The following is a 15,391-nucleotide window of genomic DNA, read 5'->3' on the forward strand; positions in this document are numbered from 1 at the left end:
CAATGGAATATACCCACATCACCAGCGAGACCGACGGCAATATCGGTATCCTGACGCTTGACCGCCCGGCCAAATTCAACGCCATCAACCAAGGGCTGCTTTACGAGATCGAGCACTATTTCGACACCCTGCCGGATGAGGTGGGCGCGGTGGTGATCCGCTCGTCGGGACAGCATTTCTGCGCGGGTCTCGACCTGCTGGAACACTCCATGCGCGACGCCGCGGGCGCGATGCACGAATGCCGCCTCTGGCATCGGATTTTCGACAAGATCGAATACGGCCGGGTGCCAGTTGTGGCTGCCATGAACGGCGGCGTCTTGGGCGGTGGGATGGAACTGGCCATGACCGCCCATATCCGGGTGAGCCAAGAGGACACCTTCTATGAACTCCCCGAAGGCCGCCGCGCGATCTTTGTCGGCGGTGGCGCCACTGTGCGCGTGGGTCGCATCATCGGCGCAAGTCGGATGATGGAGATGATGCTGACCGGTCGCCGCTATCTGGCGCAGCAGGGCCTGGATCTTGGGCTAGCCCACTACGTCGAACCCAACGGCACCGCCTTTGACAAGGCGATGGAGCTGGCCCGCCGCGTGACCGAAAATGCGCCGCTGTCGAACTACATGATGATGCAGGCCATCACCCGCATCAACGACATGTCCGCCAGCGACGGTCTGTTCACCGAAAGCCTGGCTGCCGCCATCGCCCAATCTTCGCCCGAAGCGCGCGCCGGGATGGAGGCCTTCCTGGCCAAGACAGGCAAACGGGACAATCAGTAAACGCGCAAAGCCCTGGCAACGTCCGGATTGACCCACCTCGGGGGCCAGTCCATGCCGTAAATGTTTAAAAACCGCCCGCCCGTCGCTGACTTGGCGGGCCTTTGCAAGTTGAACCCCTCGAAGGTATTTCGAGGGGTTACTCGTATTCCAAAAGCAGACATTGACAGAACTCCCCTCAACCTCCGCTTGGCGGGACTTTGCTGCCTCTAGCGCAAAAGACCTCAATGACGGCTGCCAGCCCAAAGCGGACATGGCTGTCTCGCACCTCGGGCGGATTCCCGACTTTCGCTGCAGTAGCGTAGAGGACTGAACGGTTTCGTGGAAGCAGACGTTGGATTCGGGCCGCTAAAGGCAGCGGCCCTCGTGGTTAGATTTCAATGGCCTCTGCAATGGCAAGGGCATCCTCAAGCTCGACGCCCAAGTATCTGACCGTGCTGTCCATCTTCGTGTGACCTAGCAAAAGCTGAACCGCCCGCAGATTGCCTGTCTTCTTGTAGATCTGCGTAACTTTTGTTCTTCTCATTGAGTGCGTGCCATAAGCGCTGGCTTCCAGTCCAATCGACGTAACCCAATCGCGAACAATCCGCGCATACTGACGGGTTGAGATGTGCAAGCGTTCATGGAAACGGCCTGGCCATAGGTACTCAGAGCCGACCATTAGTTCGTCTTCCATCCACTTCTCAATAGATGCGCGTGTACCCTCAGAAATCTCGAAGCGTACCGGTTTCTGAGTTTTGCTTTGCAGAATGGAAGCGCGCTCATTGATTTGGCCCGATGCCATGACATCGACCACTTTCATCTTCACGAGATCACAACCTCTGAGTTTGCTGTCGATGGCCATGTTGAACAATGCTAGGTCGCGATGGTTCTCGGCAAGTTCAAGCCTTACGCGGATCGCCCAGACGTGCTTTGGTTTAAGCGGACGTTTCTGGCCGACTATGCGGCCCTTGTTCCAAGCGGGGCGAAGTGCGCGAATGGCTGGTAGGTTTGGTGTTTCCATGACTGATCCTCCGATCCGCCATGCCCCCCACAACGACAACCCGATGTTGACCAATGCGGGTTATCACAAAAATTCTGCGCCGCCTCCGAGGCTCACAAGTCGCCCTCCTAGATCTTTCGTCAGTGAACAATGGTCGCCTGGTTCGTAGCGTAGATCGAAGGACTGGCTTGCTGGAGCAATCTAAGTCGAACCCGGCCAGAAATTGACTGGGTTCGTGGGGTTCCGAATTACTCGATCACGCCAGCCTCGCGATAGTATCGCGCGGCGCCGTGGTGGAGCTCAATCATGCCGCGGCTCTCTGACGCAAATGAGACGTCCAGAGCTTTCGCCCATGGTGCATCCGACGTCACTTGATCGAGGTTATCCCAGAACGCTTTCGTCAGATTGTAGACAGTTTCTTCGTCGACGTCTGCGCTGACGGCGATACCGACGGCTGTGTTCCAGGATTCAATTGCGCCGTCATTAAGTTGACCGTCGTACTGACCTGGCTGGACCTGATCGCGATACCGGAACGGCCCGAGCCATTCGTCGATACCACCAGCGAAAGGTTCGGCAGGAGCAAGGAAGCGCACCTCTTCTGTCTCAGTGAATTGGATAAACTGACCACAGGGATCGAGGCAGCCGTTTACGTACATGTCGACTTTGCCGTCCAGAAATGCCTGGAAACCGGTTTGCCAGTTCGCAGCGATTGCTTCGTAGTCTTGCCCGGCAACAAGACCTGTCGTTGCCTCGATCCACCCCTTGGCTCCGTTGTATGCGCCACCGCCCTGAGGGCCGAGAAAGACGGTTGTGCCTTCAAGGTCATCCAGAACCTCGATGTCACTGTCACCCCGCACCGCGAAGTGATACGGACCCCAAGGGAACCACATCAAAAGACGCACATTTTTTGCGGCATCCGGCGCGTCTGTCTCTTTGGCGTACATGACTTTGCCGCCCGCCATCAGGTTGTAGATAACCGGGCTGGTCATCGCCATTTCGAGGTTGCCACGGCCGACTTCCAGTTGGTGCAGAGTGGCAGCACCACCGGCGGCCACCTCGATTTCGACCCCTTCAACATTCTCGTTCACCACATTGGCAAAAGTGGCCATCGTGATGGACGCCCCAAGGCTTGGGGCAATTGTCGCCATCTTAAGTTTCGTGTCATCGGCCTGCGCTGGAAGCGTCAAACCCGCAGCTAGTATCGCTGCAAGACCAAAGTTACGCATGAGTTTCCTCCCTGTTTTTAGCGTTGTTCGTTTGGTTGTCGATGGACCCAGATTGCGGCGGGCTCAAAAGCCTGTGCACGACAATCAGGGACATGGCCGCGGCAAGCGATATGGCCGCGGTAAGGGTATGGGGGATCAGAATGGCTATGCCGACGATCGCGCGCAAAGCACGCTCCCAGCCGCGCAATTCATTGCGCTCAAAGCCGGTCAGTGCGGAAGAGATCATCCACATTGCCACGACAAAGGCGATGAAGACCCAAGCGAGACCCAACCAAGTGACCGCGGTCAATTCGACCATTGCCTTTGATCGCGGCAGGTCTTCCCCGAACCAGACAAACAGCGTCTGCAATTTGTAGAGTGCGGCAGGGTGGTAGACGAAGACAAAGGGTATGATGAAGCCCGCGACCGACAGGCGGGCGGCTTGGAGGCCGGTTATCAAGGGGCTTGCGCCCGCTATCGGCGCTGCCGCGAAAGCTGCGAGCGCGACAGGCGGCGTGACGGCAGAGATCACCGCAAAGAACACAACGAACATGTGGAGTGTAAGGGGCGCTATTCCCACAGCTTCGATGCCCGATGACAACGCGATTACGATGATGAAGTACGTCGCACCTGGTGGAAGGCCCATGCCCAGGACGATCGCGCCGAGTGCCACAACAATGAGGGTCAGGAACAATGGGCCAGATGCCAACTGAGCAAGCAGCAACGACAGGCGCCCGGAGAAGCCAGACACTTGGATGAGCCCAACGATCAAGCCGATCGTCGCGACAATCACAACGATAGATGCGCTCATCCGACCAGCTTCTGCAAACGCGCCATAAATCTTGCGCCAAGACCGATAATTCGGGAACAGAACCAGCGCGGCAAGCAATGCAGTTACAAATCCATAAAACCCTGCTTTTTGCACTGAGGGCTGCGCGAACAGCATGTAGCTCATGACCCCAAGAGGTAGAATGAAGACTAGGCATTGTACTTTTTCGCGGGTGGTAAGTCTCGGTCGTTCGTCGCGCGGGAGAGCGCCGATGCCCTGACGGCGTGCTTCGAAATAGACGGTCAGGAAAATACCGATGTAGTAGAAGATCGCGGGCACAATCGCGGCAACCACGATGTATCGGTATTCAAGTCCGATTTGGCCAGCCACGAAAAAGGCAACAACGCCCATCACTGGCGGCATGATTTGCCCACCGGTTGAGGCAGAAGCCTCAACGGCCCCAGCAAAGCTTGGCTTGAAGCCAGAGCGTTTGATGACCGGAATGGTCATCACGCCGGTGGATACGACATTAGAAATCGCCGCCCCGGACAGGGTCCCAAAAAGTGCCGAAGACGCGACCGCCGCGTGCGCGGCACCGCCTGTAATTCCACCGGTTAAGCGGTTTGCGATTTTCATTAAGAGCGAGCCTGCACCGCTTGCCATCAGCACCGAGCCAAACACCAAAAAGATGAGGACGTTCCCCGACACGACTTGCAGGGGTTGGCCGAACATGCCCCCGGTTTGAGACCAGAAGTTTAGAACCATAGATCTGATTGATTGGTCGAATGAACTTTCGGCACCCGCAAAGATGCCCGTCCATTCGGGCAGTGCACCGCGCACGACGAAATACACGATCCAGAACAGGCAAAACCCGACGATAAAGGCGCCAAACAGTCGCCATGTCAGGTAGATCGTCAGAACAGTGGCGATCGGAAACAGGATAAAGTCCATCGGTTTTGCCGATGGCAGGATGCCGACATCGACACCGAACAGCTTTCCGATCCACACGGCAAATACGAATGCAGAGAGCGCAGCCAAGACCCAGTTCACCCACTTTGCCTTCATCGGTAAGGCCAAAAATGAAATCACGAAGGACAACAGCAGCGGCAGCCCAAGGATCATGCCTGTCGGAAGTAAGAAGTTCCGCTCAAAAGACTTCAAGCCGGCGCCCAGCCAGTGCTCTTTGAAAAGCACGCGTTGGTCCCGGCGGGACATGTCATCGAAGCCCGGTGTCGTCGTCTCGATAAACCATCGCACGAAGTCGGTGAGTGGCCCGGATGCCGCGTAGATCACAATCACCAGCGTAAAGATAACGCCAACAAAACTGCCGAAACGCTGCTCTACCGATTTGGTCACCGCGTCGCTCAAGACATCCTCCCAATGTCAAAAACAAAAATGAGAATACTCATTCTTGTTGACATGGCAAGCCATCCTTTGCACGATTTGAACAAAGGCCAAACACGGGGATTGCAGCGTGGACACCACTCTTCTGGAACTAGTTGATCCGATCCCGGGGGTGCGGCCCGCAGAGCAGAACCGCAGCAGAGCGCTACAGGACAGGTTCGTCACCGCTGGGCGCGAGGTTCTGTTGTCGACCCGACTGGACGATCTCGCGATCCCTGCTCTTGCCAAGGCTGCGAACAGTTCGGTCGGCGGATTTTATTCGCGCTTCGAAACCAAGGACGCGTTCTTCGAATTCTTGAGGCACCGTATGCTCACCGAGCATATGACCCTTTATAGCGAACACCTATCGCCTTCTCGGTTCGACGGCAAAACCCGACAGGATGTGAGCGAAGCCTTTGTGGATGTCATGCTGATTGTCTTTTCGGGACACTGGCGTGGTGTTCTGCGCGAAGCTTACGCTCTGTTGACGCTACGGCCTGAAAGCTGGGCACCCATGAAGGCGCGCGGTCAGTATCTTCGGCAGCGCGTAACGGAGTTGTATAGCCCTCTTGTTAGCAATCGTGTTGGGCTTGAAGAGCGGGTTTCTTTCGCCATGCAACTGCTGTTTTCGGCGCTCAACAACGAGATGATGAACCCGAACCTGTCGTTCAGCATCAAAGATGAAGCGTTTCGCCGTCATCTGATTGTCACCTTGGATACGCTCGTCGCCGGGGATTTGACACTGCCCGTGACGGGTGGAGAGGGCAAACACGATGCATGACCTGAGTGCCCTAGAGGAACGGCTATTGGCGTCCACTGAAGCCGCCAACAGTTCTGTCGCCACGCGCCTGCCACTCAACGATCTTGCGGATTTCGACGCAGCCCAAAGAGGGAAGATCGCGGACCTTCCGTTCGGCGGGGTCATGAATGCGCATAGGAGCAAAGCTTGGGATATGGCGCAATACGATTTCCTTAGGGAAGAGTGCCCTGTCACGGTCAATCCGTCGCTCTGGCGCATGGCGCAGTTGAACGCGATCGGCGGGCTGTTTGAGGTGACGCGAGGTGTTTGGCAGGCGCGCGGCTTTGACTATGCGAACATGACGATCATCCAAGGTGACACCGGCTGGATTCTTGTCGATCCGCTTATGACCGCCGAAACGTCCGCATCTGCATTGCAAGTCGTCAACGATACATTGGGCGCGCGCGACGTGAGTGCCGTGATCATAACGCACACGCACCCTGATCATTTTGGTGGCTTGCGTGGTGTGGTCGATGCTGCAGCACCACCGCCGATCTATGCCCCCGAAGGCTTTATGGACTACGCCGCTTCAGAAGGCGTGCTGGGCGGCAACCATACATCACGGCGGGCGATTTATCAGTTCGGTCTAACGTTGGGAGAAGGCGCCGAAGGCACCGTCGATGGGGGCATTGGAAAAACCGTCGGCAAAGGCAGCCGCACCTTTGTGCCGCCAACAGAGTTCGTCGGCGAAACCGGCGCAGAACGCATTATCGACGGCGTGCGCTTTGTCTTTGCGATGGCAAGCGGAACAGAAGCACCGGCCGAATTCACGTTTCTATTGCCGGATCATCGAGTGATGTGCATGGCCGAGGTTTGTACGCAAACACAGCATAACATTCTGACCCCGCGCGGCGCGCAGGTGCGCGATGCTCTGCTTTGGGCCCGGTGCATCGACGAGGCGGCCACTTTGTTTGCCGATCAGGCGGACGTACTCATCAATTGCCACAACTGGCCCGTTTGGGGGCAAGACAATCTGCGAGCTTATCTTGCGGAGCAGCGGGACATTTACAAATACATCCACGACCAGACTCTGCGGCTCGCCAATCTTGGGCACACACCAAATGAGATTGCTGAGAAGATCGCAGAGCCGGACTGGCTCAGCACTAAGTTCCATGCGCGCGGTTATTACGGAACGCTCAAGTTCAATGCACGTGCCGTATACCAGTACTACTATGGATTCTTCGATGGCAACCCGGTCAACATTGATCCGCTAGCGCCAACTGCTTTGGGGACGCGGTTGACAGAGGCCTTGGGCGGGCCTGATCGCGTCATGGAACTAGCGCAAAAGGCCATTGAAGACGACGACCTGCAATGGGCCGCGACGCTGCTTTCCGGCCTTGCCTTTGCAAAAGAAGGTGGAGCACGTGCCAAGCGCCTGCTTGCCCTCGTATATCGGCATCAAGGCTTCCGCGATGAAAGCGGCATTATGCGCAACATCTACCTGATGGGCGCAAAGGAGCTTGAGGAAGGCGTCACGCCTGTGCCTGCAGCCGGTGGGCGTAACGCAGATCTTGCCGCGACACTCAGCGCAAAAGATTGGTTTGACGCTTACGCCCTACGGCTGAATGCCGACAAAGCAAGAGATGTGAACCTTGTCTTGAACTTCAACGTTGATGGGCAAGACCTATGCGTCACGGTTCTGCGACAAGTCGAATTCGCGCGCATGAACGTGCTACATCCGAACCCGGATGCCGAAATCACCGTGTCCTTGCCGCTTCTGGAGGGTCTCGCAAATGGAGATCTGTCCTTCGAGGATGCCCAATCCAAAGGCGCCTTGATCAAAGGGAACTCAGAAGCCTTGAAACATTGGCTGGCGCTGCATGACACGTTCGACCTTTGGTTCGACATTGTGACGCCATGAAGCAAGGTGTCTGGTCTGTCGATGACGCGCGTTCTCTCCGTTTTCAAGATGGCGCGCGACGGTCTGAGTGGCACAATCGATACGGACGCCACGTGCAACATCTCGTCCAAGCGGCATTTCACGCGTCTGGCACAGTTTTCGGCGACCGCGTTTACTCGCCGGTATTGCGACGTGCATCCGCGCGAATGAACGCAAATCGCGAAACCGCGTACAATGGATACGACCCGAAACCAACCGACATTATCTGCTCGGCTTACTTCAAGGCCGGGACAAACTGGATCATGCATGTGTGCTATCAGATTGCCCATCTGGGCCAAGGTGAGTTCGCACATGTTCAAGACGAAATCGCGTGGCCGGACGCCGCTCAACCCAAGTACTGGCGCGCGCTGTCGGATGACAACGCAAGCGCATCGCCAACAGGCTATCGTGTTGTTAAATCTCACCTCTCAGCCGATCGCACGCCCATCTATAGCCCGGCAAAGTTCATCGCCATGACGCGCGATCCCGTGGATTGCGCGGCGTCTGGGTATCATTTCTTTGCCAAGCTCTACTTTGGTCCGATGACACCGCCGCCTGACGTCTGGCTTCGGTTTTTCGGGTCGGAACATGCGTTCTGGGGGCCATGGTGCGATTTCACCGCGTCGTGGTGGGCCGAGCGGCATCGCAAGAATGTGCTGTTCCTGCGCTTCGAAGACATGAAATCTGCACCGGAAAATACCGTTGCGCAGATCGCTGGCTTTCTGGGTGTAGACCTTTCGACAGGCCAAATCGAGCGCGTGCTAGAGCGGACATCGTTCAAGGCCATGAAGGCGCAAAATGAAAAGTTCTATCCCGTACGGCAAACAATCTGGAGTGCGCCCAAGGGGGAGATCATCCGCAAAGGCGCCGTGGGTGATGGCGACGCCCTGTTCTCAGATGCTGCCATCCGAAACTACCGCGCGTCCATGTCCGAAGGCCTCAACCGAGCCGGATCGGATTTTCCCTTCTATGACCTCCTTGAGGGCACTTCATGAAGAAACTCGAATTCGATTATGTGATTGTCGGCGGAGGGTCGGCGGGATGCGTGGTTGCCGCACGCCTTGCGGCCGAAAGCGGCGGCACAGTTGCCCTGATCGAACGCGGACGCACGGACAGCAACCGTTGGATCCAAATCCCCGCCACGTTTTTCAAAGCCCTGCAAAGTCAGGATGCAGAGGCAATTATTTCCGAACCCGACGACAGCCTTGGTGGATTGAAGTTTCCGGTGCCGCAAGCGCGTGTGCTGGGTGGGGGATCGTCCGTCAACGGCATGCTTTATATGCGTGGCCAGGCTCAGGATTATGATGACTGGGCCGAAGTGCATGGCTGCGACGGATGGCGCTATCAGGACGTTTTGCCTGTTTTCAAGCGCCAAGAGGCCAATCGGCAGTTTGTGAACGAATACCACGGAACAAAGGGGCCGCTTGTCGTTGATGGGCCATCTGCGCCCCATCCGGTCTCTGAGCGTCTGATTGATGCCACGGTTTCAGCGGGTGTGCCGCGAACCGACGACTTCAACGGCGCACGTCAAGAAGGTGCTGGCTGGTATCAGGTCACAGCGAGCAAAGGGCAGCGTCAGTCCGCTGCCTATTGTTTTTTGGCGCCAGAGCTGTCCCGTGAGACCCTAACCGTTTTGACGGGTCATATTGTACAGCGCGTGAGGATTGAAAACAGACGCGCCGTCGCCATCGAGGCAAAGGGCTCAGATGGCAATGACATTCTGATCCGGTCGAGACGGGAAATCGTGTTGACCGCTGGCAGCTTCCAGACACCAAAACTCCTGATGCTATCGGGCATCGGACCGCGGGATGAACTTGATCGGCACGGCATCGACATCGTGCACGAAGCAGATGAGGTCGGACGCAATTATCAGGATCATGTCGGCGCACCGGTCACCCGGCGACTGCTGAAGCCCGTTGGTCTTCACGGATCAGACAAGGGATTGAAGGCGCTCAAACATGGCTTGGACTACTTCGTGTTTCGGCGCGGTTTGCTGACGTCAAACCTGCTGGACGCCGGTGCTTGCGTCGATACCGACGGAGATGGCAGGCCGGATGTGCAATACAACCTTGCGCCTTTCGCGCCGGGTGCTCCCGGGCAACCACCGCTCAATTTTCATGCGGTGCAAATTCACCCGATGACGATGAGACCGAAGTCGCGAGGCCGTCTCGGATTGACGTCGCGCGACCCGCTAGAACCTCCAAAATTCGTGTCCGACGCGCTGCGCGAAGAGGCCGATATGGACACACTGCGGCGTGGCGTCCGGCTTGCTCAGGATATATTTTCTCAACCTGAACTACGGGACCTTGTTGGCGAAGAGATCTGGCCAGGGCCGGATGTCAGCACTGCGGTCGGCTCTAACACGTTCGATGACGCGATCCGCTCCCAGGCGCGTACAATCTACCATCCTGCCGGTACATGTCGCATGGGCCCGACTGAAGCGTCTGTCGTGGACACCCAACTGCGCGTATATGGCATCGAAGGCCTTCGAGTGGCGGATTGTTCGGTCATGCCGGCACTCGTGTCTGGAAACACCAACGCACCCACGATGATGATTGCCGGATGTGCCGCCCAACTCATTCTTGCGGACGCACGATAGCCAAGAAAGGCTTAAAATTGAAACGACCGAATATCCTGTTGTTCATGTCTGATAATCAGCCAGCGGACCTTTTGGGGTGTTATGGAAATGACGAAGTCATAACGCCGCATTTGAATGGACTCGCAGCGCGCGGTGTTCGGTTTTCAAATGCCTATTGCGTCAACGCGATGTGTTCGCCCTGCCGCGCATCCGTGCTGACTGGCCTCATGCCCAGTCAGCACGGCATTCATAACTGGCTCGATGATCGATTGATTGATCATTGGCCAGAAAACTGGTCCGCCATTGGGGGCTTCGCCAACATCCCCACCATCATGAAACAGGCCGGGTACACGACCGCGTTGATTGGCAAGTTTCACCTCGGCGTCCCGTTTACTCCACAACTGGCCTTTGATCACTGGGTGACTTTCCCGCACGGACACACGACGAGTTTTTACGACAATGAGGTAATCGACCAGGAACAACGCTACAGGTTCGCTGGGCACACCGTTGACTTCTTCACGGATAAAACCATCGAGTTCCTCGAAGGTCAGGCCGGACAAGACGACCCTTTCTTTGCGTTTGTGCCATACAACGGTCCTTACGGTCATTGGCCGTCGATCAAGGGTCGCGCAAAGACGGAATTTGCAGATCTCTATGATGACGCCGACATGCATTCGATCCCGCGTGAGGGTCTGTCGATCGATGTGATCGAGCGGTTTGGACTTCGGGTTGTCGAGGGCGGTGTGCGCGAGCAACTCAAGGGCCCGCTTCTTTTGCCCAACAATATTGAGTCGCTCCGCAATTACTTTGCGCAGGTCAGTTTGATCGATCATGGGGTAGGGCGCATTCTGTCGGCACTGGATCGGTTGGACCTCGATCAAGACACCATTGTGATCTACACCGCCGATCACGGATTTTCGCTGGGCCACAATGGTGTCTGGGGACATGGCGCCGCCGCGTTCCCCGCCACAGGGCACCGGCCATCCTACAACATCCCACTGATCTTCAGCGGCGGCGGGACCACAAATGGCCATCTGTGCGAAGATCTCGTCAGCCAGATTGATCTGTTTCCAACGTTGGCTAGCTTAGCTGGTGTAAATAACGCCACACCCAGCCATCCGAGTGCTGCGAAGGATCTTGCGCCTGCCTTGGCTGGAGATGATTTGGCAGGGACAGATGCGGTCTTCTATGAGCAGGAAGAAACGCGGGTCGTACGGACAGAGGAGTGGCTCTATGTCAGTCGCTTCAAAGATGCGCCGTCTTACACTTTGAGCGACGAGCTGTATCACATTGCAAGCGATCCGAACGAACGCAACAACCTGATTGACGATCCAACACAGTCTGAGACAGTTGCCAAGCTAACTAAAAAAATCTGTGCATACTTCGACGCATTCTCGTCCGAAAAGTACGACTTGTGGAAGGGTGGTTCAGCGGCATCGAATGTCAGCTTTGACAAGTTTTGGAAAGACGCATGGGGTGAAGACTGGTCGCCTGAGTACAGCGCATGAACGGCACACATCGGAAACATCGGTCCGGTTCGTTTGTATTTAACATAAGACAGACTCTACTCCGTCGGGCAACCTCCGCTTTCGGAAAGCTGCGCCGCGGCATCGCAGGCGGCAACCGGCGTCGGCTCCGGGCCGTCTGTGTAGACGGCCCGGAGACGTTAGATTTCAATGGCTTCAGCAATGGCCAAGGCATCTTCAAGTTCAACGCCAAGATATCTGACCGTGCTGTCCATTTTTGTGTGCCCCAACAGAAGCTGAACGGCGCGAAGGTTGCCTGTTTTCTTGTAGATCTGAGTGACCTTCGTGCGCCGCATTGAGTGTGTGCCGTAAGCACTGGCTTCCAGTCCGATCGACGTGACCCAGTCCCGAACAATCCGCGCATACTGGCGTGTCGAAATGTGAAGTCGCTCGTGGACCTCATACCACAGGATGCCGCGCCGCCTCCGATGTCAGGAACGAGCCCTAAGTGCCCGATGTTGCGGAATGCATGAAAGCCTGCCAATTTGCCAAAGCAGACCTCGGCAGATAGATATCTAAGAGGTCTATTCAGTTGTAGAAATGAGCTCAGGCAGGTCTTTTACGAGAGAGTTCGAACTGCATCGGATGCTCTTCATGAGTTTCTTAACAAACGCTGAGGGTCGCGCCTGCGGGTGGTGGATCAGTTGACAGGAGCGCCATCCGATACTCGCGTTGATCGGTCGGAATTTCAGCCCGGAATGGGCGCTTAAGCGTGCAGACAGTGCCGGTAGGATCAAGAGACCCAGACCAGAACGCGCCATCACCTCCATCGTCATGAGGCGCGAGGCTTCTGCGGTAAAGCTGAATTCCCGGTTCAGTTCGCGTTCGAACACCTCGATCATACGGTTGGCGGATGTGTCCCGCGGCGGGCGGATGAAATCGAATGTTGCGATGGAGTCTAACTCAACAGGTCCATCACCGGTCAGTGGATGGCCTGCGGGGAAGACAACGCAGGGGCAATCACTCAGTAGGAACTCACAGGATAGTGCGGCGTCATTCCCAGTCATTGAGGTTAGTGCGAAGTCGACTTCTTTCGCACGCACCATGTCATAAACCCGATGATCATCGACTTCGCGGAATATTGGGAAAGCATTTGCGCCTTCTTTCCTAAGCTCCGCAAATAGAGGAGCAAGCAGGTATGTGACCAGGGACGTCGGTGTCGCGATCTGAACAATCTCGCGATCCGCCCGCGGCAGGGTCCGCACTTTGTCGAAAATCAGGCTGACGGATCGTTCAAGCTGTTCAAAATCAGGCATCAAGGTTTGCGCGTGATTGGTCGGCAACACCACGCCCCGGCTACGTTCGATCAGCTTGACGCCCAGAAGTTCTTCCAGACGTGCGACGTGTTGGGTGACGGCGGGTTGGGTCAGGTTCAAGGACTGTGCGGCCTTGGTGAAGCTTTGCATGCGCAGCACCGTGAGAAAGCTTTGAACCAGTTTTGGGGGCAAGTCGGAACGACGCATAAGGAAGGGCCTGTAAAGATAACGAATCTTTATTGGACAGCCTTAGGATAACATTGAACGATGGCCCCGACGCAATGGTCGTATCGGTGAAAGATGAAAGTCACGGTTCTACAAATTGATGCCGGTCGGACCGGCGCAAACCAGCGTTGGTCCTTGCTGGAATCCCAAGCGCGCGCGCATGCGATGGACGGAAGCGATCTGCTGGTTTGGCCCGAGTTGTTCCTGTCAGGCTACAACGTGGGTGATGCTTTGCATGCCCATGCCGAACCCTCAGACGGTGTGTTTGCCGAACGGGTGCAGGCCTTGGCGCAAGAATTGGGCGTTGCGATCCTCTACGGCTACCCCGAACGCGCGGGCGGACAGGTCTACAATTCGGCCCTGCTGGTCGATAGCACCGGCGAGGTTCTGATCAATCATCGCAAAACCGTTCTGCCTGATGGAATTGAGCCGGATCGGTTTGGCACAGGCTCGGATTTCACATTGGTCAGATTGGGCGCGGCAATCGTCGCAGTGATGATCTGCTATGAAAGTGAATTCCCGGAAGCGGTGCGGCAGGTATCGGCGAAGGGTGCGGACGTGGTGCTTGTCGTCACCGCCTGCGCCTGGGATCAAGTGCCCAATCTGGTTGTGCCGTCACGCGCTTACGAGAACGGCGTGTTTATGGTCTACGCCAATTTCTGCGGCGTTGAGAATGGCCACGCCTTCGCAGGGCTAAGCTGTATCGTCGATCCCTACGGCAACGATCTGGCTCGTGCTGGCCGCGAAGAAGAAGCGATCACCGCCAAGCTTGATCTTGCCCTTGTGCGCGAAGCCCGTGCCCGGCTTCCGTATCTGCGCGACCACGGAAAAATTCCGCGTAACCCAAAATTTTCAAAGGACAGCCCCCGATGAAGATCAAAGATATCCGCGTCACGCCGTTGCGGCTGGAAACGCGCGTTCCCTACGTCTGGTCGCAGGGGGTCGAGAACGCCTTCACCGTGAACCTGATCGAGATCGAAGCCGAGGATGGAACCATCGGATATGGCGAAACCACCGCCGCCCCTGACGCCGATGCGCAGAAGATCATCCTGCTGAAACTGGCCAAATCCTTTATCGGACGCTCGGTGTTCGACATCACCGCCGCGCGCGACGACGCCTACAAGCGCAACTTCCTTGTGTTTGGCGGGAACATGCCGCGCTATGCCAATCAGCTATTCTGTGGGTTGGAAATGGCGGCGATGGATTTGCAAGGCAAACTGCTGAACCTGCCCGTCTGGGATCTTCTGGGGGGTGAGCAACGCAAAAACGTCGGATATTTCTATTTCCTGCAAGGCGAAAGCACCGAAGAACTGGTTGCCGATGCCAAAGCCGGGGCCGAGGCGGGACATCCGATCATCTACCTGAAAGTAGGCATCTCGCCCGACTATGATCTGGCCAATATCCGCGCCATCCGCGACGCCATCGGCCCGGATCACCGCCTGCGCCTTGACGCGAACGAGGCTTGGGACCCAGCACTTGGGCTGCGCATGCTGAAGGCGATCGAGCCCTACAATATCGAATACGTGGAACAGCCGACCACCAGCTTGTCGCTGCTACCATTGAAGCACCTCAAGGATCGCTCACCCATAGCATTGGGTGCCGATCAATCGGTGTTTACGTTGCAGGATGTCTATCAAGCTTGCGCGACCGGGGCGGCCGACATGATCGCCGTGGGACCGCGCGAAATTGGCGGACTGCGCGCGATGCTAAAGGCCGCTGCCATCTGCGAAGGGGCCGGGCTGACGCTGTGCATCCATTCCAGCATGACCACGGGCATCACCACTTGCGCCGAGCATCACATCGGGCGCGCGGCGGCCAATCTTGACGACGGCAACCAGATCATGTGGCAGCTTCTGAAAGACAACATCATCGACACCCCCAGCCTTGAGCCACAAAAAGGAGCGCTCTCGCTTGAAGGGCGGCCGGGGCTGGGGTTTGACCTGAACCTCGATGTGGTTGCCAAAACGGCCAACACCCACCAACAGTTTGTGGGAACGGCCTGACGGTCTGGCCGATAGA

General features: G+C 56.7%; 13 protein-coding genes and 1 pseudogene. 9 read left to right on the forward strand and 5 right to left on the reverse strand.

The window, feature by feature from the left end; genetic code table 11:
- Positions 1–2: 2 nt before the first annotated feature.
- Positions 3–773, forward strand: a complete 771-nt coding sequence (locus TRL7639_RS04300; protein WP_085794539.1) for a crotonase/enoyl-CoA hydratase family protein — start codon at positions 3–5, stop codon at positions 771–773.
- Between the two features lie 367 nt (positions 774–1,140).
- Here the strand turns inward: TRL7639_RS04300 and TRL7639_RS04305 are convergent, their stop codons facing one another.
- The 3 genes from TRL7639_RS04305 to TRL7639_RS04315 form a co-directional block, all read right to left on the reverse strand.
- The gene (locus TRL7639_RS04305; protein ID WP_085794540.1) at positions 1,141–1,773 is read right to left on the reverse strand and encodes a tyrosine-type recombinase/integrase; all 633 of its coding nucleotides are present in this window, start codon (positions 1,771–1,773) and stop codon (positions 1,141–1,143) included.
- Positions 1,774–2,000: 227 nt separating this feature from the next.
- Complete coding sequence (locus tag TRL7639_RS04310) at positions 2,001–2,978, reverse strand: TAXI family TRAP transporter solute-binding subunit (protein WP_085794541.1); 978 nt, start codon at positions 2,976–2,978, stop codon at positions 2,001–2,003.
- Positions 2,971–5,094, reverse strand: coding sequence for a TRAP transporter permease (locus tag TRL7639_RS04315; RefSeq protein WP_085794542.1), 2,124 nt, complete (start codon positions 5,092–5,094; stop codon positions 2,971–2,973). Before TRL7639_RS04315 ends, TRL7639_RS04310 begins: the two co-directional genes overlap by 8 nt.
- A 220-nt stretch (positions 5,095–5,314) precedes the next feature.
- Here TRL7639_RS04315 and TRL7639_RS04320 point away from each other — a divergent pair, with 220 nt between their 5' ends.
- The 6 genes from TRL7639_RS04320 to TRL7639_RS04340 are packed head-to-tail and all read left to right on the forward strand — an operon-like array spanning position 5,315 to position 11,873.
- Positions 5,315–5,890 carry a TetR/AcrR family transcriptional regulator gene (locus TRL7639_RS04320; protein WP_133057606.1) on the forward strand — a complete coding sequence of 192 codons (576 nt, stop codon included), beginning with the start codon at positions 5,315–5,317 and terminating at the stop codon, positions 5,888–5,890.
- Positions 5,883–7,769: an alkyl/aryl-sulfatase gene (locus TRL7639_RS04325; protein ID WP_085794544.1), complete on the forward strand. Its 1,887-nt coding sequence runs from the start codon at positions 5,883–5,885 to the stop codon at positions 7,767–7,769. The genes TRL7639_RS04320 and TRL7639_RS04325 overlap by 8 nt, the downstream gene beginning before the upstream one ends.
- A 21-nt stretch (positions 7,770–7,790) precedes the next feature.
- Entirely contained in the window at positions 7,791–7,958 is a 168-nt protein-coding gene (locus TRL7639_RS23005; protein ID WP_165759741.1) for a hypothetical protein, read from the forward strand.
- Positions 7,955–8,782, forward strand: a complete 828-nt coding sequence (locus TRL7639_RS04330) for a sulfotransferase domain-containing protein (protein WP_165759742.1) — start codon at positions 7,955–7,957, stop codon at positions 8,780–8,782. The genes TRL7639_RS23005 and TRL7639_RS04330 overlap by 4 nt, the downstream gene beginning before the upstream one ends.
- Complete coding sequence (locus TRL7639_RS04335; protein ID WP_085794546.1) at positions 8,779–10,386, forward strand: GMC family oxidoreductase; 1,608 nt, start codon at positions 8,779–8,781, stop codon at positions 10,384–10,386. The genes TRL7639_RS04330 and TRL7639_RS04335 overlap by 4 nt, the downstream gene beginning before the upstream one ends.
- Positions 10,350–11,873, forward strand: a complete 1,524-nt coding sequence (locus tag TRL7639_RS04340; RefSeq protein WP_085794547.1) for a sulfatase family protein — start codon at positions 10,350–10,352, stop codon at positions 11,871–11,873. Before TRL7639_RS04335 ends, TRL7639_RS04340 begins: the two co-directional genes overlap by 37 nt.
- Positions 11,874–12,031: 158 nt before the next feature.
- Here the strand turns inward: TRL7639_RS04340 and TRL7639_RS04345 are convergent.
- Positions 12,032–12,286, reverse strand: a pseudogene (locus TRL7639_RS04345) (tyrosine-type recombinase/integrase); the annotation flags it as partial.
- Positions 12,287–12,415: 129 nt separating this feature from the next.
- Positions 12,416–13,354, reverse strand: a complete 939-nt coding sequence (locus TRL7639_RS04350; RefSeq protein ID WP_085794548.1) for a LysR family transcriptional regulator — start codon at positions 13,352–13,354, stop codon at positions 12,416–12,418.
- Positions 13,355–13,447: 93 nt separating this feature from the next.
- On the opposite strand from TRL7639_RS04350, the gene TRL7639_RS04355 reads away from it, so the two are divergent.
- Positions 13,448–14,245, forward strand: coding sequence for a carbon-nitrogen hydrolase family protein (locus TRL7639_RS04355; RefSeq protein ID WP_085794549.1), 798 nt, complete (start codon positions 13,448–13,450; stop codon positions 14,243–14,245).
- Positions 14,242–15,375: a mandelate racemase/muconate lactonizing enzyme family protein gene (locus tag TRL7639_RS04360; protein ID WP_085794550.1), complete on the forward strand. Its 1,134-nt coding sequence runs from the start codon at positions 14,242–14,244 to the stop codon at positions 15,373–15,375. The genes TRL7639_RS04355 and TRL7639_RS04360 overlap by 4 nt, the downstream gene beginning before the upstream one ends.
- Positions 15,376–15,391: the final 16 nt, after the last annotated feature.

It is taken from the genome of Falsiruegeria litorea R37 (genome assembly GCF_900172225.1).
Classification (GTDB): domain Bacteria; phylum Pseudomonadota; class Alphaproteobacteria; order Rhodobacterales; family Rhodobacteraceae; genus Falsiruegeria; species Falsiruegeria litorea.